The 23,297-nt window shown below is 60.9% G+C and carries 17 protein-coding genes, 7 tRNA genes and 2 pseudogenes; 19 read left to right on the top strand and 7 right to left on the bottom strand.

Translation table 11 applies throughout. The features are described 5' to 3' along the window. Window positions 1–7 precede the first annotated feature (7 nt). The 5 genes from ACF8EA_RS19575 (at window position 8) to ACF8EA_RS19595 (ending at window position 4,378) form a co-directional block, all read left to right on the top strand. Complete coding sequence (locus tag ACF8EA_RS19575) at window positions 8–790, top strand: TatD family hydrolase (protein ID WP_392487628.1); 783 nt, start codon at window positions 8–10, stop codon at window positions 788–790. Between the two features lie 482 nt (window positions 791–1,272). After that, window positions 1,273–1,908, top strand: coding sequence for a TetR/AcrR family transcriptional regulator (locus ACF8EA_RS19580; RefSeq protein WP_021784990.1), 636 nt, complete (start codon window positions 1,273–1,275; stop codon window positions 1,906–1,908). Window positions 1,909–2,166: 258 nt separating this feature from the next. Next, complete coding sequence (locus ACF8EA_RS19585; protein ID WP_021784991.1) at window positions 2,167–3,135, top strand: GTP 3',8-cyclase MoaA; 969 nt, start codon at window positions 2,167–2,169, stop codon at window positions 3,133–3,135. Window positions 3,136–3,201: 66 nt separating this feature from the next. Next, complete coding sequence (locus tag ACF8EA_RS19590; RefSeq protein WP_021784992.1) at window positions 3,202–3,807, top strand: DUF4823 domain-containing protein; 606 nt, start codon at window positions 3,202–3,204, stop codon at window positions 3,805–3,807. A gap of 10 nt (window positions 3,808–3,817) precedes the next feature. Further along, complete coding sequence (locus tag ACF8EA_RS19595; RefSeq protein ID WP_103443900.1) at window positions 3,818–4,378, top strand: DUF1285 domain-containing protein; 561 nt, start codon at window positions 3,818–3,820, stop codon at window positions 4,376–4,378. Between the two features lie 350 nt (window positions 4,379–4,728). Here ACF8EA_RS19595 and ACF8EA_RS19600 read toward each other — a convergent pair. Both ACF8EA_RS19600 and ACF8EA_RS19605 read right to left on the bottom strand, forming a co-directional pair. After that, a tRNA-Asn gene (locus ACF8EA_RS19600) sits at window positions 4,729–4,804 on the bottom strand. Between the two features lie 62 nt (window positions 4,805–4,866). Further along, window positions 4,867–6,063, bottom strand: a complete 1,197-nt coding sequence (locus ACF8EA_RS19605; RefSeq protein ID WP_021784994.1) for an amino acid aminotransferase — start codon at window positions 6,061–6,063, stop codon at window positions 4,867–4,869. Between the two features lie 284 nt (window positions 6,064–6,347). Here ACF8EA_RS19605 and uvrB point away from each other — a divergent pair, with 284 nt between their 5' ends. Continuing rightward, window positions 6,348–8,363: an excinuclease ABC subunit UvrB gene (gene uvrB / locus ACF8EA_RS19610; protein ID WP_103462824.1), complete on the top strand. Its 2,016-nt coding sequence runs from the start codon at window positions 6,348–6,350 to the stop codon at window positions 8,361–8,363. A gap of 128 nt (window positions 8,364–8,491) precedes the next feature. Here the strand turns inward: uvrB and ACF8EA_RS19615 are convergent, their stop codons facing one another. Together ACF8EA_RS19615 and ACF8EA_RS19620 are read right to left on the bottom strand one after the other, a co-directional pair. Continuing rightward, window positions 8,492–9,982: an MDR family MFS transporter gene (locus tag ACF8EA_RS19615; protein ID WP_172402858.1), complete on the bottom strand. Its 1,491-nt coding sequence runs from the start codon at window positions 9,980–9,982 to the stop codon at window positions 8,492–8,494. Between the two features lie 49 nt (window positions 9,983–10,031). After that, complete coding sequence (locus tag ACF8EA_RS19620) at window positions 10,032–11,087, bottom strand: HlyD family secretion protein (RefSeq protein WP_135192515.1); 1,056 nt, start codon at window positions 11,085–11,087, stop codon at window positions 10,032–10,034. 143 nt (window positions 11,088–11,230) lie between these two features. Between ACF8EA_RS19620 and gltX the strand changes: the two genes are divergently transcribed. From gltX to ACF8EA_RS19660, 8 genes and pseudogenes are all read left to right on the top strand, one after another. Further along, complete coding sequence (gltX, locus tag ACF8EA_RS19625) at window positions 11,231–12,712, top strand: glutamate--tRNA ligase (RefSeq protein ID WP_010952995.1); 1,482 nt, start codon at window positions 11,231–11,233, stop codon at window positions 12,710–12,712. Window positions 12,713–12,992: 280 nt separating this feature from the next. Then, window positions 12,993–13,068: transfer RNA gene (locus ACF8EA_RS19630), tRNA-Ala, on the top strand. Window positions 13,069–13,140: 72 nt separating this feature from the next. Then, window positions 13,141–13,216 (top strand) — tRNA-Glu (locus ACF8EA_RS19635). Window positions 13,217–13,267: 51 nt separating this feature from the next. Continuing rightward, window positions 13,268–13,343, top strand: a tRNA-Ala gene (locus ACF8EA_RS19640). A gap of 42 nt (window positions 13,344–13,385) precedes the next feature. Next, window positions 13,386–13,461: transfer RNA gene (locus tag ACF8EA_RS19645), tRNA-Glu, on the top strand. Window positions 13,462–13,522: 61 nt separating this feature from the next. Further along, window positions 13,523–13,598: transfer RNA gene (locus ACF8EA_RS19650), tRNA-Ala, on the top strand. 42 nt (window positions 13,599–13,640) lie between these two features. Then, window positions 13,641–13,716, top strand: a tRNA-Glu gene (locus ACF8EA_RS19655). Between the two features lie 92 nt (window positions 13,717–13,808). Further along, window positions 13,809–14,021, top strand: a pseudogene (locus tag ACF8EA_RS19660) (transposase domain-containing protein); the annotation flags it as partial. 23 nt (window positions 14,022–14,044) lie between these two features. On the opposite strand, the gene ACF8EA_RS19665 reads toward ACF8EA_RS19660, so the two are convergent. Then, window positions 14,045–14,653 (bottom strand): GAD-like domain-containing protein, encoded by a 609-nt coding sequence (locus tag ACF8EA_RS19665; RefSeq protein WP_021784999.1) that lies wholly within the window; start codon window positions 14,651–14,653, stop codon window positions 14,045–14,047. An 11-nt stretch (window positions 14,654–14,664) separates the two neighbouring features. Continuing rightward, window positions 14,665–15,970 (bottom strand): annotated as a pseudogene (locus ACF8EA_RS19670) (DUF6861 domain-containing protein). A gap of 288 nt (window positions 15,971–16,258) precedes the next feature. On the opposite strand from ACF8EA_RS19670, the gene ACF8EA_RS19675 reads away from it, so the two are divergent. From ACF8EA_RS19675 to ACF8EA_RS19695, 5 genes are all read left to right on the top strand, one after another. Beyond that, a complete protein-coding gene (locus ACF8EA_RS19675) occupies window positions 16,259–16,798 on the top strand; it encodes a TetR/AcrR family transcriptional regulator (protein WP_021784933.1) in 540 nt (179 codons plus the stop codon). Between the two features lie 15 nt (window positions 16,799–16,813). After that, the gene (locus ACF8EA_RS19680; RefSeq protein ID WP_323600556.1) at window positions 16,814–17,692 is read left to right on the top strand and encodes an alpha/beta fold hydrolase; all 879 of its coding nucleotides are present in this window, start codon (window positions 16,814–16,816) and stop codon (window positions 17,690–17,692) included. Window positions 17,693–17,794: 102 nt separating this feature from the next. Further along, entirely contained in the window at window positions 17,795–18,229 is a 435-nt protein-coding gene (locus ACF8EA_RS19685) for a thioesterase family protein (protein ID WP_003247186.1), read from the top strand. 51 nt (window positions 18,230–18,280) lie between these two features. Beyond that, entirely contained in the window at window positions 18,281–19,252 is a 972-nt protein-coding gene (locus tag ACF8EA_RS19690) for a tRNA-dihydrouridine synthase (protein ID WP_101195969.1), read from the top strand. A gap of 189 nt (window positions 19,253–19,441) precedes the next feature. Continuing rightward, a complete protein-coding gene (locus tag ACF8EA_RS19695; protein WP_019437397.1) occupies window positions 19,442–19,885 on the top strand; it encodes an Hsp20 family protein in 444 nt (147 codons plus the stop codon). Between the two features lie 88 nt (window positions 19,886–19,973). On the opposite strand, the gene ACF8EA_RS19700 is transcribed toward ACF8EA_RS19695, so the two are convergent. Continuing rightward, window positions 19,974–23,270: a PAS domain S-box protein gene (locus ACF8EA_RS19700; protein ID WP_392523018.1), complete on the bottom strand. Its 3,297-nt coding sequence runs from the start codon at window positions 23,268–23,270 to the stop codon at window positions 19,974–19,976. Between the last annotated feature and the right edge of the window lie 27 nt (window positions 23,271–23,297).

Raw genomic sequence — 23,297 nt, forward strand, 5'->3', positions numbered from 1 at the left:
TTATCCCATGCTCGTAGATTCCCATTGCCACCTCGACCGTCTTGACCTCAGTGCCCACCAGGGCTCCCTGGATGCTGCCCTGCAGGCGGCGCGTGAGCGTGGGGTCGGGCATTTCCTGTGCATTGGCGTCAGTGCCGAGAATGCGGGGGCAGTGAAGGCGCTGAGCGAGCAGTACGCTGACGTCGACTGCTCGGTAGGCGTGCACCCGCTGGACCTGGCCCCTGGTGAAACCCCGGCGTTGGAATGGTTATTGCGCGAATTGGCCCACCCGCATGTGGTGGCGATTGGTGAAACCGGGCTGGATTACCACTACGAGCCGGAGGCTGCCGAGTTGCAGCAGGCTTCGTTCCGCCTGCACCTGGAGGCCTCGAGGCAGACCGGCAAGCCGGTGATCGTGCATACCCGGGCGGCGCGTGCCGATACCCTGGCGCTGCTGCGTGAGGCCAACCTGCCGCAGGCTGGTGTGCTGCACTGCTTTACCGAGGACTGGGACATGGCCAAGGCGGCGCTGGACCTGGGTTATTATATTTCGCTGTCGGGCATCGTTACCTTCCGCAATGCCGATGCCTTGCGGGAAGTGGCGCGGCAGGTGCCGGTCGATCGCTTGTTGGTGGAGACCGATTCACCCTATCTGGCGCCGATTCCGCACCGGGGCAAGCCGAACTTGCCGCAGTATGTGCGGGAGGTGGCGGAGTATGTGGCTTCCCTGCGTGGGGCCAGTTATGAGCAGTTGGCCGAGCAGACTACCGCCAACTTCAAGCGTCTGTTCCCGTTGGCGCGTGTGGATTGATTCACCGGGGTTAGAGATTGCGTGAGGGTTACAAGGTGCCTGCCACAGCCCTTGCAGCGCCTATGAGATCGAGCGCCGCCCGCGCGGCGCTCGATCTCACGGGCGCTGAAACTCTTGCGGCACACACCTGACAGCCGTCACACCATCCTCCCCACAAAAACACAAAAAAAACCCGGGTTCTGGGGGAGGAATCCGGGTTAAGACCATTAGGAGTAAAACAAAGGTACGCGGTCCCTGAGCACCTTTATCGGCGCGCCACTGGGGGGGATGCGCCGCGCCAACACTTCAAGTATTGGTCAGGTTTGGCGCAGTGCCAGTGCATATTGGATGTTTTTTAAACAGATTTGGAATACGCCCGCGTTTCATTCCTCCCGCAGCGCATGGCTGTATGTATCGTGAAACACAGACATGTGTGGATGATCCGTGCAATTTCCCGCAAGTTAGGCATAATAAACCGCTTCGATTGTCATCCAGTCCTTCCCATGCAGAAAGAACCTCGTAAGGTCCGTGAGTTTCGCCGTCGCGAACAGGAAATCCTCGATACCGCGCTCAAGCTGTTTCTCGAGCAAGGTGAAGACAGCGTCACTGTCGAGATGATCGCCGACGCCGTGGGCATCGGCAAAGGCACGATCTACAAGCACTTCAAGTCCAAGGCGGAGATCTACCTTCGCCTGATGCTCGACTACGAGCGGGACCTGAACGAGCTGTTGCACTCGGCCGACGTCGACCGTGACAAGGAAGCGCTGTCGCGCGCCTACTTCGAGTTCCGCATGCGCGACCCGCAACGCTACCGGCTGTTCGACCGCCTTGAGGAAAAGGTGGTCAAGGGCAATCAGGTGCCGGAAATGGTCGAGCAGTTGCACAGCATCCGTGCCTCCAACTTCGACCGCCTGACCCTGCTGATCAAGGGCCGAATCAGCGAAGGCAAGCTCGAAGACGTACCGCCGTATTTCCACTACTGCGCTGCCTGGGCGCTGGTGCATGGCGCTGTGGCGCTGTACCACTCGCCGTTCTGGAGCAATGTGCTGGAGGACCAGGAAGGTTTCTTCCAGTTCCTGATGGATATTGGTGTGCGGATGGGCAACAAGCGCAAGCGCGACCCGGAACCCTCGAACTGAGCATTGCACAAAACTGCGTGGGCCCTGTGGCAGCGGGCACGCCCGCGAACACCCGCGCAGCCGGTGCCAGCCACCGCGTTTGATTCTTCGCGGGTACGCCCGCAGCCACAAGTACTGCATCGTGGGTTCTCTGCGCGCCAGCGCAGCCTGCAGCGTTCGGCTATCGCTTGAACATTCGGCATTGTTCATTGGGGGCTTGCAAAAACCTGATTTATGAGTCAGGTTTTGCCAGCCCCTTCATCCATGCCGGAGTCACTCATGATCGTCGATCGTCAAGGCAGGCGCTTTCGCAACCTGCGCGTCAGCCTGACGGCTGCCTGCAACTACGCCTGTACCTACTGCGTACCTGACGGCAAGCGGCTGGTGGCGGCGCAGGACGAGCTGTCGGCGGATGCCCTGGCCCGTGGCGTGGCCTATCTGATCGAAGCTGCCGGCATCGAGCGCCTGCGCATAACTGGCGGTGAGCCATTGGTTAGCCCGCGTCTGGATGCCTTTCTGGCTACCGTGGCCAAACTAGACCTTGACGACATCTCGCTGACCACCAATGGCCAGTTGCTGGCGCGCAAGTTGCCGCAACTGCAGGCGGCCGGGATTCGTCGGCTGAACGTTTCCCTCGATACCCTCGACCCGCTGGCGTTCCGCCAGATTGCTCGTGGCGGCGACCTGGGCGCTGTGCTGGACGGAATGGAGCGGGCGAGCGCCCTGGGCATGCGAATCAAGGTCAACATGGTGCCGATGCGAGGGAAAAACCTCGATCAGGTACTGCCGCTGCTGGATTACTGCCTCGCGCGCGGCTTCGAGCTGCGCTTCATCGAACTGATGCGCATGGGCCATCTTGCCCATGATCGCAACGCCTTCCTCCAACAGTTTGTCGGCCTCGACCAACTGCTTGCGCTGATCGGCGGCCAACATACCTACGCCCAGGTGGATGCGCCGCTGGACGCCACTGCCATGCGTTACCACATCCCTGGCAGGGGCCACTTCGGCGTCATAGCCAACGAAAGCGTGCCGTTTTGCCGTACTTGCTCGCGGCTGCGCCTGTCTTCAACGGGCTGGCTGCATGGCTGCCTGTCGTCTGGTAACCGGCACTTCGTCGGCGACCTGCTGGAAAAGCCGCGTCATCAGGCGTTGCCGGCCTTGCAGCGGTTGTTGGTCAAGGCATTGGCAGACAAACAGGACCTGGCCTTTTCCGGCGGCGTGACGGTCATGAAAGTGATCGGTGGTTGAAGCTGGCGCAAAAGCTGCATCCGCCGGCTATTCGCCGGTTTTTCGTCGCCGGCCACTGGAGGAAAGATGCGTAGCCTGGTCTTGCTGCTGGCGCTGATGGCGCTGGGCGGCTGCATGAATGTCAGTGATATGGGCGAGGGCGTCCGCTATCACATGAGCGATGCCGGTTTGCTGGACCACAGCGAAACCCGTCGCACCTTGTCGATCCGCCTGCAGCCTGATTCATTCATCTTCATCGGCCAAGGTGCGTTCGTGCCCCCGGGCAAGGGGCCGGCGCCTCGGCAGAATGCAGTGGCTCAGCAGGCGTTCAAGAGTTTCGTTGAATACTTCCCGATGGTGCGTCGCGCCCAGGGGCCGCTGGGCCTGGAAGAGGCCATTGCCCAGGCGCGCTCGGTAGGCGCCGACTACCTGCTGTACACCCGCTTCGCTCGTACCGACGATCGCATCGGCAATGGTGACGAGTGGTATGACGAGCAGGCCGTCGACCGTCTGGGCTGGGACACTGGCGTGGTGCAGATGATGCTGATCGAAACCAATACCCGCTACCTGATCGACACCGCACGCATCAAGAGCCGTGGCGGTTTGTTGACGTTCCACGACAACACCCCGGAGGATTTGCTTGGCGCGCCGATGCGCGAGTACGCTCGTAGCCTCTTGGGCATGAGTGAATGAGGCAAGCGTGATGAGTGACTCCGGCAAGGCCAATGACCTTCTGGCGCAGATCCCCAAGGCCAAGGGGCTGCCGCCGGTGCACCTGTGGAACCCGGATTTCTGTGGTGACATCGACATGCGCATCGCCCGCGACGGCACCTGGTATTACCTGGGCACGCCGATCGGGCGAAAGCCGATGGTGCGGCTGTTCTCGACCATCATTCGCCGCGATGGCGATGACTATTTCCTGATCACCCCGGTAGAGAAGGTCGGCATTCGTGTCGACGATGCGCCGTTCGTGGCCGTGCTGCTGGAAGTGCAGGGGGAAGGCGAACAACAGGTGCTGCGCTTTACCAGCAATGTCGAGGACCAGGTCGAGGCCGGTCCGGATAACCCTCTGCGGGTGGTGATCGACCCGGTGACGCAGGAGCCATCACCGTATGTGCTGATGCGCAGCAACCTGGAGGCGCTGATACATCGCAATGTGTTTTACCAACTGGTGGAGCTGGCGGTGCCGCGTGTGATTGAGGGGGAGGAATGGTTGGGCGTCTGGAGCCAGGGTCAGTTTTACCCGATTGGGCGTAGTGGTTGAGGGCTCTGGGGCTGGATGGTGCATGTCTTGGGTTTTGTGCTGCCCGGCAGATCGAGCGCCGCCCGCGCGGCGCATCGCGAGCTGTGCTCGCTCCTACGTTTGTTTCTGGCCAATCATTCCTGTGCCATTTGCGCGCGGACGCCTTGGCGCATGGCGCAATATCACGTCGTACAAACAAGGCGGTCGCGCGCGCCTGTAACAGGCGTGACTGGCCCGAAACAAACGTAGGAGCGAGCACAGCTCGCGATGCGCCGCGCGGGCGGCGCTCGATCTACCAGGCGCCGACATACTTCCGGTGAACAACGAAAAAGCCCCCGCTTGCTTACGCAACACGGGGGCTTTTCAATGTTTGGCTCCGCGACCTGGACTCGAACCAGGGACCCAATGATTAACAGTCATTTGCTCTACCGACTGAGCTATCGCGGAATCTGCGCGTATCTTACTGATTGCCCGGGAGAAGTCAACCCACCCCCAGGCAAAACAATGAGTTACAGCACTTCCACGATAGCTTTGGTCACCACGTGGATGTTGCTCTGGTTCAGCGCGGCCACCGCGATACGGCCGGTGTCCAGGGCATAGATGCCGAAGTCGTTCTTCAGGCGGGCAACCTGTTCAACGGTCAGGCCCGAGTAGGAGAACATGCCGACCTGGCGGCCAACGAAGCTGAAGTCGCGGTTGGCACCGTATTCGGCCAGCAGCGATACCATCTGCTTGCGCATGCCGTGGATACGCTCGCGCATTTCGGCCAGTTCGGTTTCCCACATCTGGCGCAGTTCTGCGCTGTTCAGCACGGTGGCAACAATGGTTGCGCCGTGGGTTGGCGGGTTGGAGTAGGTGGTGCGGATCACGCGCTTGACCTGCGACAGCACGCGGGTGCTCTCGTCCTTGGAGGCGGTCACGATCGACAGTGCGCCGACGCGCTCGCCGTACAGCGAGAACGATTTGGAGAACGAGCTGGAAACAAAGAACTCCAGGCCCGACTCGGCGAACAGGCGCACGGCGAAGGCGTCTTCGGCGATACCGTCACCAAAGCCCTGGTAGGCCATGTCGAGGAACGGCACGTGGCCCTTGGCCTTGACCACTTCCAGAACGTTCTTCCAGTCGTCCAGGTTCAGGTCGACGCCCGTCGGGTTGTGGCAGCAGGCGTGCAGCACCACGATCGAGCCGGACGGCAGGGCGTTGAGGTCTTCGAGCATGCCAGCGCGGTTGACGTCGTTGGTCGGCGCATCGTAGTAGCGGTAGTTCTGCACCGGGAAGCCGGCCGATTCGAACAGCGCGCGGTGGTTTTCCCAGCTCGGGTCGCTGATGGCAACCACGGCGTCTGGCGAGATGCGCTTGAGGAAGTCGGCGCCGATCTTCAGCGCGCCGGTACCACCGACGGCCTGCACGGTGACCACGCGGCCAGCGGCCAGCAGTGGCGACTCGGCGCCGAACAGCAGCTTCTGCACAGCCTGGTCGTAGGTGGCGATGCCGTCGATCGGCAGGTAGCCGCGCGAAGCGTGCTGGGCGGCACGCTGGGTTTCGGCTTCGATCACGGCGCGCAGCAGCGGAATGCGGCCTTCCTCATTGCAATACACACCTACGCCCAGGTTGACCTTGTCGGTACGTGGGTCGGCGTTGAATGCTTCGTTGAGGCCCAGAATAGGGTCGCGGGGTGCCAGCTCGACAGCGGAAAACAGGCTCATTGTTACCTTGGCTCTGATTGGAGTGTGATAGGGCGTACACGCTCCAGCCGAATGCACTGAAGCGGTGCACAAACGGGGAGTCAGTATAGTGATACCGACCGGTCACCGCGACACTCTGGCACAGCTTTTAGGGCTATTTGCGCAAATATTTTTCGACCATTGGTCCAATTGCCGTGTCCACCGTTGCACGCGCCCACACCTGTGCCTTGAAAGCGCCCCCGAACGGGCGCATTTGGGTATAGACTACTGGCTAAATTTACAGCTGCTGCACCGTGAGGTCCTTCATGTCCGAGTTCCAGCTCGTCACACGTTTCCAGCCGGCCGGCGACCAGCCCGAGGCTATCCGCCAGTTGGTCGAAGGCATCGAGGCGGGGCTGTCGCACCAGACGCTGCTCGGGGTGACTGGCTCGGGCAAGACCTTCAGCATTGCCAACGTCATCCAGCAGGTGCAGCGCCCGACGCTGGTGCTGGCGCCCAACAAGACGCTGGCCGCCCAGTTGTACGGGGAGTTCAAGGCATTCTTCCCCAACAATGCGGTGGAGTACTTCGTTTCCTATTACGACTACTACCAGCCGGAAGCCTATGTGCCGTCGTCAGACACCTTCATCGAGAAGGACGCCTCGATCAACGACCACATCGAGCAGATGCGCCTGTCGGCGACCAAGGCGCTGCTGGAACGGCGTGACGCGATCATCGTGACCACTGTGTCGTGCATCTACGGCCTGGGCAGCCCCGAAACCTACCTGAAAATGGTCCTGCACGTGGACCGTGGCGACAAGCTCGACCAGCGCGCGCTGCTGCGCCGCCTGGCCGACCTGCAGTACACCCGCAACGAAATGGACTTTGCCCGCGCCACCTTCCGGGTACGCGGCGACGTAATCGACATCTTCCCGGCCGAATCGGATCTGGAAGCCATCCGCATCGAGCTGTTCGACGATGAAGTGGAGAACATCGCCGCTTTCGATCCGTTGACCGGTGAGGTTTTCCGCAAGCTGCCACGTTTCACCTTCTACCCCAAGAGCCACTACGTCACCCCGCGGGAAACCCTGCTGGAAGCAGTGGAGGGCATCAAGGAAGAGCTGAAAGATCGCCTGGAATACCTGCACAAGGCCAACAAGCTGGTCGAAGCGCAGCGTTTGGAGCAACGCACCCGCTTCGATCTGGAGATGATCCTCGAGCTGGGCTATTGCAACGGCATCGAAAACTACTCGCGTTACCTGTCCGGGCGCCCGGCCGGGGCGCCGCCGCCCACCCTGTACGATTACCTGCCGCCCGATGCGCTGCTGGTGATCGACGAATCCCACGTCAGCGTCCCGCAGGTCGGCGCCATGTACAAGGGCGACCGTTCACGCAAGGAAACCCTGGTCGAGTACGGCTTCCGCATGCCCTCGGCGCTGGACAATCGGCCGATGCGTTTCGACGAATGGGAGGATGTCAGCCCGCAGACCATTTTTGTTTCGGCCACACCAGGCCCCTACGAGGCCGAGCATGCCGGGCGCGTGGTGGAGCAGGTGGTGCGCCCGACCGGGCTGGTCGACCCGCAGGTAGAGGTACGCCCTGCGCTGACCCAGGTCGACGACCTGCTGTCCGAAATCCGCAAGCGTGTCGCGGCAGGCGAGCGTGTGCTGGCGACAACGCTGACCAAGCGCATGGCCGAGGACCTCAGCGATTACCTGGCCGACCACGACGTACGGGTACGCTACCTGCACTCGGACATTGATACGGTGGAGCGGGTAGAGATTATCCGCGACCTGCGCCTGGGCACCTTCGACGTACTGGTGGGCATCAACCTGCTGCGCGAGGGCCTGGACATGCCCGAGGTGTCGCTGGTGGCCATCCTCGATGCAGACAAGGAAGGTTTTCTGCGTTCCGAGCGTTCCCTGATCCAGACCATTGGCCGCGCGGCACGTAACCTCAATGGCCGAGCCATTCTGTATGCCGATAACGTCACCGGCTCCATGCAGCGGGCCATCGATGAAACCGAGCGCCGCCGCGAGAAGCAGATCGCCTTCAACGAAGCCAACGGCATCGTGCCCAAGGGCGTGGTCAAGGACATCGCCGACATCATGGAAGGCGCCACCGTGCCCGGTGCGCGCAGCAAGAAGCGCAAGGGCATGGCCAAGGCGGCAGAGGAGAGCGCCCGTTACGAGGCCGAATTACGTACGCCGGGCGAGATCACCAAGCGCATCAAGCAGCTGGAAGAGAAAATGATGCAGTTCGCCCGCGACCTGGAGTTCGAGGCGGCGGCGCAGTTGCGTGACGAGATTACCCAGTTGCGTGAGCGGTTGATCAGCAGCTGAAGCCGGGCGCGGGCCCTGTGGGAGCGGGCGTGCCCGCGAAGAATTCAATGCGGTGGCTGGCACCGGCTGCGCCGGTGTTCGCGGGCTCGCCCGCTCCCACAGGCACCGCGCATCATCTGAAATTGTGCTCAGTGGGCCTCCCCAGCCTTCAGCCCCTCCGGCAACTTGCGGGTCAGCAACACCGCCACCATGCTCACCGCCAACCCGATCCCGACAAAGTGGAAGGCATCGTTGTAAGCCATGATCAGCGCCTGCTGGTGGGTAATCTCGCTAAGTTTGCCCAGCGCCGCATTGTCATTGCCCAAGCGCTCCGCCAGTTGCGCCAGCCGCTCAGCCACCTGTGGGTTGCTCGGCACCACCGATTCGCGCAGGTAGTCGAAGTACACCTTGGTGCGCGCATCCAGCAGGGTGGCCAGCAAGGCAATACCAATCGCGCCACCGAGGTTACGCAGAATATTGAACAGGCTCGACGCGGACCCTGCATCCTGTTGTTGGATATACGCGGTGGCAATCAGCGAGATGGTCACCATGATCATCGGTTGGCCCAGGGCGCGGATGATCTGGATATGGTTGAACTGCGGCCCGGCAAAGTCCGGGTTGAGCACCCCCGAACCGAAACTGGCAGCGCCGAACAGGCAAAACCCCAGCGCGCATAGTACCTTGGGCGATATCACCTTCATCAGTTGCGGCACCAGCGGGATCAGGAACAGCTGCGGAATACCCATCCACATGATCACCTCGCCAATCTGCAACGCGTTGTAACCCTGTACCTGCGCCAGGTACAGCGGTAGCAGATAGATCGACCCGTACAGGCCCACGCCCATGCCCAGGCTAGCGATGCTCGACAGGCCAAAGTTGCGGTTGCCAAGAATGCGCAGGTTGATCAGTGGATGTGGCTTGGAAAACTGCAAGATGACGAAGGTGATCAGGCTGACCAGGGCAACGCTGCCCAGGCCGACGATCAGGTGCGACTCCAGCCAGTCCTTGCGGTGCCCTTCTTCAAGAAACACCTGTAGGCAGCCCAACCCAAGTCCGAGCGTGACGATCCCGGCGTAATCGGTACTCTTCAGCAGCTCCCAGTGCGCCTCCTTCTTCTCAAGCCCGTATAACAAGCCGGCGATCATTAGCAGGCCCGGCGGGATATTGATGTAGAAGATGTACTCCCAGCCCCAGTTCTCGGTCAGCCAGCCGCCCAGGGTGGGGCCGATGGAGGGGGCGAAAGTGGCGGTCATGGCGAACATCGCCATGCCTTTGGCGCGGTGGTGCTCGGGCAGCTTGATCAGGGTCAGGGTAAAGGCCAGCGGTATCAGCGCGCCGCCGGTGAAGCCCTGCAAGGCACGGAACAGGATCATGCTCTCCAGGTTCCAGGCCATCGAGCATAGCAGCGACGACAGCAGGAAACCGCCGGATACCCACACTGCCAGGCGCCGCGCCGACAGCAGCTGCACCAGCCAGGCTGTTAGCGGGATCATGATGATTTCCGCTACCAGGTACGAGGTGGAAATCCATGAGCCTTCTTCCAGCGTCGCCGACAGTGCGCCCTGGATGTCCTTCAACGAGGAGTTGGTGATCTGGATGTCCAGCACTGCCATGAAGGCACCGAGCATCACGCTCATCACCGCGATCCAGTCGCGCCGGGTTGGCTCCGCCGTGGGGCGCAGCAGTTGGTCACCGGCCATTGTGGTCTTGGTCTTCACTGCGCAGGTCGACAGTGGCGGTCACCGACATGCCAGGGCGAATACGCCCATGCAACGGGTTGTCGGCGCGGAACGTGAGTTTTACCGGGATGCGCTGCACAACTTTGGTGAAGTTGCCGGTGGCGTTGTCCGGTGGCAGCAGGCTGAACTGCGCACCGGACGCGGCGAACAGGCTGTCCACCCGGCCTTCGATCGGTGTGTCGGGGTAACTGTCGAACACCAGCTCCGCGCGCTGGCCGGGGTGCATGCGGCCGATCTGGGTTTCCTTGAAGTTGGCCTGCACCCAGATGTCTTCATCCGGCACGATCGACAGCAGGTAGGCGCCAGCCTGCACCACCTGGCCATCGCGCGCACTGCGCTGGCCGATGGTGCCGCTGATCGGTGCATGGATTTCGCAGCGGGTCAGGTTCAGCTCGGCCTGGGCCAAGTCGGTGCGGGCATTGGCGATTTGCGCATCGAGGCGCTTGAGTTCGGCGTTCAGGGTCGTGACCTGCTGGCGCTGGCTTTGCAGGTCGGCGCGTGCCTTGTCGACCTGGGAACCGGCGACATGGCTGTCCGCCGACAGGGTAGTGACCCGCTCTTCAGAGACAAAACCCGGCTTGCGCAGTTTCTCGGCGCGGCTCAGGTCCAGCCGTGAACGGTCGAAAGTGGCCTGGGTAGCCGCCAGCTGGGCCTGGCCGGCGGCAATCAGGCTGCCTTGCTGGGTGAGGCGGCTTTGCGCTTGCGCGTACTCGGCTTCGCGGGTGGCCAGGGCGGCGCGGGCGCGTTCGACCGCCAGCTCGAAGTCGGCGGGCTCCAGGCGCACCAGCAGGTCGCCCTTGTTGACGTGCTGGTTGTCCGCGACCGGGACTGTTTCGATGCGTGCACCGAGCTGGCTGGAGATACGGGTGATCTCGCCCTGCACGTAAGCGTTGTCGGTGCTTTCGTAGAAGCGGCCCTTGAAGTACCAGTGGGCCAGGAAGGCAAGGGCAATGATGGCCACCAGGGTGAAGAAGATCGTCAGGCGGCGTTTGAGTTGGGCAGGCATGGGGACTATCGTTCCAGAAATGTAAACAAATTTAACAGCGGCACAGGGCCTGTCGACAAGTGACGTTCGCGCCATTGCTGGAGCCCGGTGCCCGCCTCCTGCTAACATCCCGCCTTTGTTTCATCTTTCGTTCGAGACTCTCAATGACCACCGTACGCACGCGTATCGCGCCATCGCCTACCGGCGACCCCCATGTCGGCACTGCCTACATCGCCCTGTTCAACTACTGCTTTGCCAAGCAGCACGGCGGTGAGTTCATCTTGCGCATTGAAGACACCGACCAGCTGCGCTCCACGCGTGAGTCGGAGCAACAGATCTTCGACGCCCTGCGCTGGCTTGGCATCGAATGGAACGAAGGCCCGGATGTCGGCGGCCCGCATGGCCCTTACCGGCAGAGCGAGCGTGGCGAAATCTACGCCAAGTACGCCAAGGAACTGGTAGACGCCGGCCACGCCTTCTACTGCTTCTGCACCGCCGAAGAGCTGGAGCAGATGCGTGCCGAGCAGCAGGCCCGCGGCGAAACCCCGCGTTACGATGGCCGTGCGTTGCTGATGAGCGCCGAAGAAGTACAGCGCCGCCTGGACGCTGGCGAGCCGCACGTGATCCGCATGAAGGTGCCGAGCGAAGGTATCTGCGTGGTGCCGGACATGCTGCGCGGCGATGTCGAGATCCCGTGGGACCGCATGGACATGCAGGTGCTGATGAAGAACGACGGCCTGCCGACGTACTTCCTGGCCAACGTGGTCGACGACCACCTGATGGGCATCACCCACGTGCTGCGTGGGGAAGAGTGGCTGCCATCGGCGCCCAAGCTGATCAAGCTGTACGAGTACTTCGGTTGGGAGCAGCCCAAGCTGTGCTACATGCCGCTGCTGCGCAACCCGGACAAATCCAAACTGTCCAAGCGCAAGAACCCGACCTCGGTCACCTTCTATGAGCGCATGGGCTTCATGCCTGAAGCGATGCTCAACTATCTTGGCCGCATGGGCTGGTCGATGCCTGACGAGCGCGAGAAGTTCTCGCTGGCCGAAATGGTCGAGCACTTCGACCTGTCGCGTATCTCGCTGGGCGGCCCGATCTTTGACATCGAGAAGCTGTCCTGGCTCAACGGCCAGTGGCTGCGCGAGCTGCCGGTAGAGGAATTCGCCGCACGCCTGCAGAAATGGGCGTTCAACAGCGACTACATGATGAAGATTGCCCCGCACGTGCAGGGCCGGGTAGAAACCTTCAGCCAGGTTGCCCCGTTGGGCGGGTTCTTCTTCGAAGGCGCGCTCAAGCTGGACGCCAAGCTGTTCGAAAGCAAGAAACTGTCGGCCGACCAGGTGCGCCAGGTGATCCAGCTGATCCTGTGGAAGCTTGAAAGCCTGCGCCAGTGGGAAAAAGAGCGCATCACCGGTTGCATCCAGGCCGTGGTCGAGGCGCTGGAGCTGAAGCTGCGTGACGCCATGCCGCTGATGTTCGCCGCCATCACCGGCCAGGCCAGCTCGGTTTCGGTGCTGGACGCCATGGAAATCCTCGGTCCCGACCTGACCCGCTACCGCCTGCGCCAGGCCCTGGACCTGCTGGGTGGGGTGTCGAAGAAAGAAAACAAAGAGTGGGAAAAGCTGTTGGCTTCCATTGCCTGATTCAGCTTTGCACCTAACCTGTGGGAGCGGGCGTGCCCGCGAATGCAATGGTAAATTCAATACCGCATTTGCGGGCACGCCCGCTCCCACAGGCCAACTAAGCCCCAAAAAACCGGGGCAGGGCGGTAAGTGATTGTTATCTGTGAAAAAATTTTTGAATATTTTTGAAAATTAGTTTGACAGCCCTGCAATCCGATCTTAATATGCGCCCCGTCCACAGCGATGAACGAAAACGAAACGCCAGGCACCCAGCCAGCGGTTCAGTTCAAAGCGACATTGTGGGGCTATAGCTCAGCTGGGAGAGCGCCTGCATGGCATGCAGGAGGTCAGCGGTTCGATCCCGCTTAGCTCCACCAAATTCCGCTTAGCAGCCAAGGCTGATAAGCAAGACCGGGTCCAGCAACCGGGTCTTGAAGGTAAGAAGGTTCGTCCCCTTCGTCTAGTGGCCTAGGACACCGCCCTTTCACGGCGGTAACAGGGGTTCGAGTCCCCTAGGGGACGCCAGTTTTACACAAGCGATGTTGGTATGTCGCTGGGCCGCGAGGCTAGAAATCCGGGGCTATAGCTCAGCTGGGAGAGCGCCTGCATGGCATGCAGGAGGTCAGCGGTTCGATCCCGCTTAGCTCCACCAATTTTGCCGCGGTTCGCGTTAGCGGATCGGCACGAAGGTTACGTCCCCTTCGTCTAGTGGCCTAGGACACCGCCCTTTCACGGCGGTAACAGGGGTTCGAGTCCCCTAGGGGACGCCACTTTTCCTGCGTTTTGCAGGGCTTTAAAAGGCTCGTCGATTATTGATGAGCCTTTTGTTTCGGGGCTATAGCTCAGCTGGGAGAGCGCCTGCATGGCATGCAGGAGGTCAGCGGTTCGATCCCGCTTAGCTCCACCATTTCTGCCAGGGTTCACGCAAGTGGATCTTCGCGAAGGTTACGTCCCCTTCGTCTAGTGGCCTAGGACACCGCCCTTTCACGGCGGTAACAGGGGTTCGAGTCCCCTAGGGGACGCCACGTTTACCCGCGTTTTGCGGGACTTTAAAGGCTCATTCGCTTATTGAATGGGCCTTTTGTTTTTTCCTTCCAGTAATTTTTCCCCGACAAGCGTACGGCCGTGGGCACTCGGACGCTCGAACTGGCTGTTTGCCGGGTCGCTGCGCAGCGGCAAGCGGGCGGCTGCAATCATGAGCCTGATCCAGTCAGCGCGCATGAATGGGCACGATCCGTACGCCTATCTCAAAGACGTTCTGATGCGGCTGCCGACGCAGCGGGCCAGTGAAATCGATCAATTGCTGCCGCATAAGCGGCAACTAGCTTAGATACTTCAGGCGGCAAGCATGCCTTAAAAACTATATGGCTCAAGCTCTGCGAGCTGAGACAGCAGAATTAAATGCTCCACTGCTTTTAGTTTCTCAACATGATCAAGGGATGCCGACCCACCAAGCATTAACGCTGGAACAAAACCATACATCTCATCATGGCGAAGAGTGCCGAGCTTTTTTCTTGCCGCCTTGAACAAATCTTCCACATCGTTAGAGTCCACTTTTCTGGACACGATAAAGTCTTGAAGCTTACGATCCATTTGCTCGGGGGTGGGTTCAAAGTCATGAATTACGCATCGCGAAAAGACGCTGGTTATCTTCAGTGAAAATCCCGTTTTCTCGCCCCATAGATAGAGATCGCCGAACGCTCCACGGGCAATTAGGTGGTAAGTGTCGCGTTTTTCAAATTCTGTTCCCTCAAGCCACGAAGCCACCACTCCTTCGTATTCTTGCGGGTTCACTATCCAAAAAATTCCATCACCGTATCCGCACCAGCCGTGCTCAGCCCAATATTCCAGAAGCTGATTGGGTAGTTTACCCCTATAACGCTCGATACTCGAAGCTGGCACTTCCTGACGATCAACCGGGCTACCAAACTTTTCTAGGAATCTAGCAAATACCTTGTCCACGGATGCCTCCTTCAGCACTTGTGTAATTTCACGTTGAGGAAAGTTGAATCCCGCAAGGATTCAGGTACCTTCTCAGCAACTGCTTTAAGGTTTTGAATTTTTGGTCTCCACTGAGGCCCAATGCTGGAGTTAACCTGTCGGTCACCGAAGTCGCCAATGATATCCTTGCCACCAGCACTCAGATCGGGGTTGTGCAGCCCAGCAAGGTTTGCCATCGTTTCCTTGGCTTTTTTTATTGCAGCTTCCTCCGCTTCGAGTACATCCAAGTCTGGAAAATCATTCAGAAAACGCTCTTCCAATTGATCTTGTAGATCCTTGCGTGCCTTTTTGGCAGCCGCAGGGCTTCGTTTCACCGGATTAGCAATATTCTTCAAATACTCATCAACAGTAAGCCGATTCAACCCGTTCTCTTGCCCCTGCAACTGCCGCTCGAACTCGCCAATTTTGGAGGCAGGCATTTTATCTGCCTTGAAGCATTCAACCTCATGCAGCGGCATGGTGTTCGACTTACCCTTGGCGGGCTCTTTGTCTCTTCTCTCTGAGTGGTTTGGAGGTGACTTCTGGCTCGCCAGCGGCCCTCTGAGCGGCTCCGCCTTTTGCAGGTCAGGTCTGCGCTTCAACGCATCTTCATGCTCGACCATCCACTGGCCAATTCTTGCCCCTTTTGGACTGGCACGCATCTCTAATGCTAGCCTGCCAGCGTTACCTCGACCACGAGTCAAGTATTCGACAATGGCGCCCAGTAACAGAATGACGACTTCAACGTGGCCTAGCGCCATGTTATGGGCAGCGCTTCGAATTGCTAGGGGATCATCCTGGCTGAAGGGAGTTAAACCATCATCACCTCGTGTTCCTTCCCATGCAGTTTTAATTCCTGTCAGATAATAACTGCCAATGCGCGGCAAGCCTTCGACGAAAAATTCTGCAATAGACTGCAGGCCAAGTATCGCCAGTATCCAGCTGCTAGCCTGCAAACCCATTGCAGCCCCCGCAGCCCCCATCGGAACAGCGCCAGCACCTCCAAAGAATGCACCCACACCGGCGCCGATAGCACCTCCGGTCAAGGTGCTACCAGCGACGATCATTGCCATCTGCGTGACAACATCAATGAGGTCTTTGAGGATGCTGGAAATGTCGAGATCGGCGAAACGTTGGCGAAGTAGCTCACTCGCTTGCAACGCGGCGGATATTGAGGCTCAGGGAAGGGACAGGTTCACCCCAGTGGTTTCGATATCGGGCACCATTTTGATAGCCCATTTCCCGCCTTATCCGATCTTCAATCTGCTGCCACGACGGCACAATATGCGATAAAAACACCCGATGTCTCCCTGACAATTTGAGTGCTTGAGGGGGCAACAGCCCGCTTTTTGGTCTGGATAGGATACTGGCAAACGGTATAGCGACATCGCCTAGAAGAGTGCCTTAAGGATGTGCTGACGCAAAAGGCCGATGAGATCGTAAACTTTTCCGCATCGGGAGGTGGATGGCAAATCTACGCAAGATGTGTTCTACGTACGGTTACCGACAAGCGTCGCAGATTCTGCTTGCAAAAAAATATGATGATGATAATATTTCGATCATCATATTTTGTTTGGTGCGTGCCAGATGAGCGACAAGAAGAGCAGAACCCGCGAACGCATTCTGGAAGCTGCGCGCAGTGCGCTGATCCAGCACGGCCCGGCCGAGCCCAGCGTCAGCCAGGTAATGGGTGCGGCAGGCCTGACTGTCGGTGGCTTCTATGCGCACTTCGACAGCAAGGACGAGCTGATGCTCGAAGCGTTCCGCCAGTTGTTGGGTGAGCGCCGAGCCTTGCTCGCCCAGATCGACCCCAATCTCGATGGCGCCGGTCGGCGAGCGCTGGCTGGCGCCTTCTACCTCTCGCGCAAGCACCGGGACTGCGAAGTGCATGCTTGCCCGCTGCCTAATGCGTTGGGCGAAATGCAGCGCCTGCCGGAGGTTTTCCGCGAGGTGCTGGCCGAGCACATCGAGTTGATGACTGCAGCGATGGTCGACCGCCCTGAGGATGCCGACAAAGCGCTGGCCGACCTGGCCCTGATGGTGGGAGGGCTGGCGCTGGCCCGGGCCCTGGGGGCCAGTGATCTGTCTGACCGTATTTTACGCGCCGCCAAATCGGCGGTGCTTTAACACTGGAGCATGGCGATGACCACCCTGAGCTGGATTCGCGGTGTCAATAGCACCCTGGGCCGCCTGGCCCCCGAGCATGTCGCGGGCAAGATGCGCCGAGCCTTCATGACCCCGCGCAACCTGCCGCCGCGGGATTGGGAGCTGCCTGTGCTGGCCAGCGCCGAGCGCATTACACTGCGCTTCGGCCTGTCTGCCTTGCGCTGGGGTCAAGGGCCGACCGTGCTGCTGATGCACGGTTGGGAAGGGCGCCCGACGCAGTTTGCCGCCTTGATCGAGACCTTGGTTCAGGCGGGGCATACGGTGGTGTCGCTGGAAGGGCCTGGGCATGGCCGTTCGCCAGGCGAGCAAGCGAACGTGGTGCTGTTTGCCCGGGCGTTGCTGGAAGCCGCTGCTGAGTTGCCGCCGTTGCGTGCAGTCATTGGCCATTCCATGGGTGGGGCGAGCGTGCTGCTGGCTTTGCAGATGGGGCTGCGCGCAGAGGCGGCTGTCAGCATTGCGGCCCCGGCGCAGTTGTTGGGTGTATTACGTGGTTTCGCCCATCGTCTGGGGCTGCCAGCACGGGCGCGGGCAGCGTTCATTCGCCAGGTTGAGCGCGATGTGGGCATGCAGATTGCGCGGTTGGATGTCGCTGGTTACCAGCTGGAGCTGCCGGGGCTCGTGGTGCATGCCACTGATGATGCTCTCGTGCCCCCAGATGAGGCACATGTCATCCACAAGGCCTGGTTCGACAGCCGTCTGATGCTGCTGGAAGAGGGGGGGCACCAGCGGGTGCTGGCCGATCCGCGGCTGAGTGAAGCCGTGCTCGAACTGCTGGCCCGGGTTGATGCGGTCAGTGCAGGAGCCGCTTCAGCCGTGAACACCGGCATCGCCGGTGCCATTCGCCGCGCTGTCTGATTCGCGGGCAAGCCCCTCTATAGCAGCCGCGTCAGGCTCACAGGGGCTGGACATTGTCCTGCAGATCGCTGCTAAATCGCCTTTTGCGCCAAGGAAGCGAAAATGAGCTGGGACCTGGCAACACCCTTCGTCATCGACCTGCGCGTGGGCAGCGAGGACATCGACGGCCTTGGCCACGCCAACAATGCGGTCTACGTTACCTGGCTTGAGCGTTGCGCCTGGCGCCATTCCCAGCGCCTGGGGCTGGACCTGGCCGAATACCGGCGCCTTGACCGGGCGATGGCCGTGGTGCGCCACGAAATCGACTACCTGGCCGCTGCCTATGAGGACGACGAGCTGCAACTGGCCACCTGGATCATTGACTGGGACCAGCGCCTGCGCATGACCCGGCGTTTTCAGCTCAAGCGCCCGCGCGATGGTGTGACACTGCTGCGCGCGCAAACCACATTTGCCTGCATCGAGCTGTCCAGCGGCAAGCCCAGGCGCATGCCGGCGGAATTCGTCGAGGGTTACGGCCCGGCGCTGATCGGTGCCTGAGCCGCCGGCAATTTTTGTTAAACTGCCGGCTTTTTCCGCTGAGACACCGACATGCAAATTGCCCTGGCCCCCATGGAGGGGCTGGTCGACAACATCCTGCGCGACGTATTGACCCGCGTGGGCGGTATCGACTGGTGCGTCACCGAGTTCATTCGCGTGTGCGACCGTCTGTTGCCGGCGTCCTCGTTCCACAAGTTGGCGCCTGAGTTGCGCCAAGGCGCGCGCACGGCTGCCGGTGTGCCCATGCGTGTGCAATTGCTGGGTTCGGACCCGGTATGCCTGGCGGAAAACGCCGCACTGGCTTGCGAGCTTGGGGCGCCGGTGATCGACCTGAACTTCGGTTGCCCGGCAAAGACGGTGAACAAGTCGCGCGGTGGTGCGGTACTGCTCAAAGAGCCGGAGTTGCTGCACGCCATTGTGCGTGAAGTGCGGCGTGCAGTACCGGCGAATATCCCGGTGACCTCGAAGATGCGCCTGGGCTTCGACAGCCCCGACGGTGCACTGGAGTGCGCCACGGCGTTGGCCGAAGGTGGTTCGGCACACCTGGTGGTGCACGCACGGACCAAGGTTGAGGGTTACAAGCCGCCAGCGCATTGGGAGTGGGTGGCGCGGGTACAGGATGTGGTCAAGGTGCCGGTGTTTGCCAATGGCGAAATCTGGACGGTCGACGACTGGCGGCGTTGCCGCGAGGTCAGTGGTGCCGAAGACATCATGCTCGGCCGCGGGCTGGTATCGCGCCCGGACCTGGGCCTGCAGATTGCAGCGGCGCGGGACGGGCGCGACTATCAGCCGATGAGCTGGGATGACTTGCTGCCACTGTTGCGTGAGTTCTGGCGCCAGGCCCAGGCTAAATTGTCGCCGCGTTATGCACCGGGGCGAATGAAACAGTGGCTGGCGATGCTGACTCGCAGTTACCCCGAAGCGGTGGTGTTGTTTGCCGAGTTGCGCCGGGAAGATGACTGCGCGCGGATCAGCCGGTTGCTGGGGGTTGAGACTCAAGCCCTGGAGGCTTGCGTCGCCTGAGCAGGCCTCTTCGCGGGTACTGCACCTGTACGATTCACCCGCGAAGGCGCCGTCAGGCCCCATGCAAAAAAATCAGATTTTTTCTGTTTGCCCCTTGAAAGCATTTCCCTCGGCCATATCTTTTGAGTACGCGATGCCGAAGCCGGGTCGCGTAATGACTTACTTGCTGAATCTCAGGAGTTTATGACCATGACTACTGCTTTCTCTCTTGCTCCACTGTTCCGTCATTCCGTTGGTTTCGACCGTTTCAACGACCTGTTCGAATCCGCGGCACGTAACGAGGCCGGTAGCAGCTACCCGCCCTATAACGTGGAAAAGCATGGCGATGACCACTACCGCATCGTGGTTGCTGCAGCCGGTTTCCAGGAAGAGGACCTCGACCTGCAGGTCGAAAAAGGTGTCCTGACCGTGACCGGTGGCAAGCGCGACAATAGCGCCGCTGAAGTGACCTACCTGCACCAGGGTATCGCACAACGCGCCTTCAAGCTGTCGTTCCGCCTGGCTGATCATATCGAAGTGAAGGCCGCCGGACTGGCCAATGGCCTGCTCAGCATCGACCTGCTGCGCATCGTGCCAGAAGAAGCCAAGGCCAAGCGCATCCCGATCAATGGCGAAAAACCAGCGCTGAACTGATCGCACTGCAATGAAAAAGGGCACCTCCATAGGTGCCCTTTTTCGTGCTTCTCACGCGGTCCCGTGTAGGTGCGCGACAGCCATGCCATCAGTAATCCGCCGGCGCCTCCAGCAACATCTGCCGAAACTCCGGCAACGGCAATGGCCGGCTGTGCAGATAGCCCTGGTACAGATGGCATCCCAGTCGCTCGAGAAACGCCAGCTGTTCGGTCAGCTCTACCCCTTCGGCAATCACCGCCAGGTCGAGACTGCGGGCCATGGCGACAATGGCGCGGACAATTTCTGCGTCGTTGGGGTCGTCCGGTGCATCGCGTACGAAGCTCTGGTCGATTTTCAGCGCATCCACTGGCAGGCGTTTCAGGTAAGTCAGCGAGGAGTAGCCGGTGCCGAAGTCATCCATGGCGAAACTCACCCCGTAGCCCTTCAGCTCGCGCATCTTGCTGATGGTGTCTTCCAGGTTCTGGATGACGATGCCTTCTGTGATTTCCAGCGTCAGCATCTGCCGCGGCAGGCGGTAATCGTCCAGGCTGCGCAGCACCCGCCCGACAAAGTCGTTCTGACGGAACTGTCGCGGGCTTATGTTCACGCACAGGCTGAAATCATCAGCGTCGATCAACCCGTCGGTGAGCATGCGGGCGCAGGCGTCGCAGGCTTCGTCGAGAATCCAGCTGCCAACTTCAAGGATCAAGCCGCTTTCTTCCAGTACCTGGATGAACTGCGAGGGCGGTTGCTGGCCCAGTTGCGGGTGGTGCCAGCGCAGCAGTACTTCGGCACCGACGATGCGGTTGTCGCGGGCATCCACCTGTGGCTGGAAGTGCAGCGCCAGTTCGCCACGGGCCAAGGCCAGGCGCAGGTCGTTTTCCATGCGCAGGCGCTCACTGGCGGCCTTCTGCATGGTGGTGTGGAACAGCTGGGTGGTGTTGCGACCGGAGTCCTTGGCCCGGTACAGGGCGATATCGGCACGCTTGAGCAGGTCGGCCGGTGTGGTGCCGTGGTCGGGGATCAGCGCCACGCCGATGCTGGGCGTTACCTGCAGGCGCTGGCCATCCAGTGACATTGGCTCGGCCAGCAGTTCGCGCAGGGTGTCGGCCAGCTCGCGCACTTTCTCTTCCACGTGTTCGCGGCTCCCTTCCAGGCCGCTGAGCAGCACGACGAATTCGTCGCCCCCCAGACGTGCCACGGTGTCCTCCAGGCGCACGCTGGCTTCCAGACGGGCAGTGATGATCTTCAGCACGGTGTCGCCCACTGGGTGGCCCAGCGAGTCGTTGATGTGCTTGAAGTGGTCAAGGTCGAGGAACAGCAGGGCGCCGCGCAGGTTATGGCGCTTGAGCAGGGCGATCTGCTGGCTCAGGCGGTCCATCAGCAAGGCGCGGTTGGGCAGGTTGGTCAGCGGGTCGTGATAGGCCAGGTGGCGTATCTGCGCCTGGGCGTTCTTCAACTGGCTCACGTCACGGGCGGTCAGCAGCAGGCAGTCCACTTCGTTGAGGGTGATCGGTTCCACCGAAACCTCGACCGTGAGGATATCGCCACGCTTGTTGCGCCCGAGCATCTCGCGGTGGTGTACCCGGCCGCGCTCGCGCAGTTCGGCAAGTAATGCACTACGTTGCTTGTCGTCGGCCCAGATGCCGATCTCGTACACCGTGTGGCCGACCACTTCGGCAGTGCTGTAGCCGGTCAGGCGGCAGAAGCCGTCGTTGACTTCCAGGTAGCGGCCGCTGTGGCGTTCGGTGATGGTGATGGCGTCGGGGCTGGAGTGAAAGGCCTTGGCGAACTTCTCCTCGCTGGACTTCAGCGCTGCTTCGGCGCGTTGTTGCTGGGTGATGTCGCGCAGGGTGGTAACGCTGCAGGGCTGGTCGTCGACGGTGATCAGGCGGCTGGAAATCACACAGGTCAGGGGCGCGCCATTGCGGTGGTTGAGTACCACGGCGACGTTGCTCAAGGCCTGTTCGCGGATCACCTGCTCAATGCGTCGTGCGCGCTCGATGGACTCGGCCCACAGGCCGATTTCCTCTGCGGTACGCCCAAGCACCTGCTCGCTGCTCCAGCCGAAGGTCTGGGTGAACGCCGGATTGATCTCGATGAACTGGCCGGTGTCCTGGCGGGTGACGCAGATCGGGTCGGGGCTGACCTGGAACAGGCTGGCAAACTTCTCTTCCGAGGCGCTCAGGCGCTGTTCACGTTCCACCTGGTCGGTGATGTCGAGCAAGGTTCCCGCCATGCGCAAGGGGATGCCTTGGTCGTCGCGGTACAGCCGCGCGCGGCTTTCTATGTAGCGTGAAGCGCCGTTTTCCAGCTGCACCCTGTAGGTGATCTGATAGTTGCCGGCAGGCCCTTCGCGCAGGCTACGGTAGGCCTGTCGCATCGAGTTGCGTTCTTGCTCCGGCACACCCTCGAAAAAAGCATCGAACGATTCATGAAAGGGGATGGGCGGCAAGCCATGCAGCTGCGCGGCGCGGGCCGAGCCGTAGAGCATGCCGCTTGGGATGTGCCAGTCCCAGGTGCCCAGTTGCGCTGAGTCCAGGGCCAGGTCCAGGCGCTCCTGGCTGTCCTTCAGGGCCTGCTCGGCGCGCTTGCGTTCGGTGGTGTCGACGAATGTACTGATCAGGAAGGTCACGCCTTCCAGTTCGATGCCCTGGGTGCACAGGATGCCGTCATGCACCTTGCCGCTGGATGCGCGGAATTGCACCTCCATGATCAGCGGGCCGCCGTTGGCGCGGGTCGAATCGATTATCTGGTGGCGCTGTTCGGGGTTGACCCACAGGCCCAGTTCCAGGCTGGTCTTGCCGATCACCTGGCTGCCGGGCCAGCCGAACATGTCTTCGAAGTGCTGGTTGACCTCGAAGATCATGCCATCGTGGCGGCGGGTCAGCAAAATGGCGTTGGGGCTCAGGTGGAACAGCGTGGCGAAGCGCTTTTCCGAATTGATCAGCGCCGTTTCCCGCTCGCGCTGGCGGGTTATCTCGCGGATCACACCGATCATCTGCGGCCGGCCGTGCAGGTCGTGGGTCAGGCTACCGTTGATCTCCAGCCAGTGCAGGCTGCCATCCGGCCAGCGGATACGGTGGCGCATGGCCTGCTCCACCGGCTCGCCGTTGACCACCGCCTGGAACACCTGGCGCGTACGGGCGCGGTCTTCCTCGGGCAGCAGGTCGAGGTAATCGATGTCGGCAGGCAGTGGCTGCTGTGGGTCGAAACCGAACAGGGCCTGGGTGCCCCGCGACCAACTGACCCTGCCGCTTTCGATATCCCATAGCCAGGCGCCCAGGCGCGCGCCGTTGAGCGCTGCCAGCAGTTGCGGGGCGTTCTGCCAGGCCTGCTCGGACTCTTGGGGATCAGCTGCAGGTATGCGCGGCAGGCGCAAAAAGCGGTTTGCTGATTTGGGCATCGGTACCAGACCTGTGGCGTATGACGT

The sequence above is a fragment of the Pseudomonas sp. YQ_5 genome (genome assembly GCF_043103305.1).
GTDB lineage: Bacteria > Pseudomonadota > Gammaproteobacteria > Pseudomonadales > Pseudomonadaceae > Aquipseudomonas > Aquipseudomonas putida_Y.

Bases quoted from the DNA above. Each gene is read 5' to 3' on its own strand.
- ACF8EA_RS19605 (WP_021784994.1), bottom strand. From the start codon at position 6,063: ATGAGCCTGTTTTCCGCTGTCGAGCTGGCACCCCGCGACCCTATTCTG.
- ACF8EA_RS19695 (WP_019437397.1), top strand. From the start codon at position 19,442: ATGACTACTGCTTTCTCTCTTGCTCCACTGTTCCGTCATTCCGTTGGT.
- uvrB (WP_103462824.1), top strand. From the start codon at position 6,348: ATGTCCGAGTTCCAGCTCGTCACACGTTTCCAGCCGGCCGGCGACCAG.
- ACF8EA_RS19675 (WP_021784933.1), top strand. From the start codon at position 16,259: ATGAGCGACAAGAAGAGCAGAACCCGCGAACGCATTCTGGAAGCTGCG.
- ACF8EA_RS19685 (WP_003247186.1), top strand. From the start codon at position 17,795: ATGAGCTGGGACCTGGCAACACCCTTCGTCATCGACCTGCGCGTGGGC.
- ACF8EA_RS19700 (WP_392523018.1), bottom strand. From the start codon at position 23,270: ATGCCCAAATCAGCAAACCGCTTTTTGCGCCTGCCGCGCATACCTGCA.
- ACF8EA_RS19575 (WP_392487628.1), top strand. From the start codon at position 8: ATGCTCGTAGATTCCCATTGCCACCTCGACCGTCTTGACCTCAGTGCC.
- ACF8EA_RS19680 (WP_323600556.1), top strand. From the start codon at position 16,814: ATGACCACCCTGAGCTGGATTCGCGGTGTCAATAGCACCCTGGGCCGC.
- ACF8EA_RS19620 (WP_135192515.1), bottom strand. From the start codon at position 11,087: ATGCCTGCCCAACTCAAACGCCGCCTGACGATCTTCTTCACCCTGGTG.
- ACF8EA_RS19595 (WP_103443900.1), top strand. From the start codon at position 3,818: ATGAGTGACTCCGGCAAGGCCAATGACCTTCTGGCGCAGATCCCCAAG.
- ACF8EA_RS19580 (WP_021784990.1), top strand. From the start codon at position 1,273: ATGCAGAAAGAACCTCGTAAGGTCCGTGAGTTTCGCCGTCGCGAACAG.
- ACF8EA_RS19690 (WP_101195969.1), top strand. From the start codon at position 18,281: ATGCAAATTGCCCTGGCCCCCATGGAGGGGCTGGTCGACAACATCCTG.
- gltX (WP_010952995.1), top strand. From the start codon at position 11,231: ATGACCACCGTACGCACGCGTATCGCGCCATCGCCTACCGGCGACCCC.
- ACF8EA_RS19590 (WP_021784992.1), top strand. From the start codon at position 3,202: ATGCGTAGCCTGGTCTTGCTGCTGGCGCTGATGGCGCTGGGCGGCTGC.
- ACF8EA_RS19585 (WP_021784991.1), top strand. From the start codon at position 2,167: ATGATCGTCGATCGTCAAGGCAGGCGCTTTCGCAACCTGCGCGTCAGC.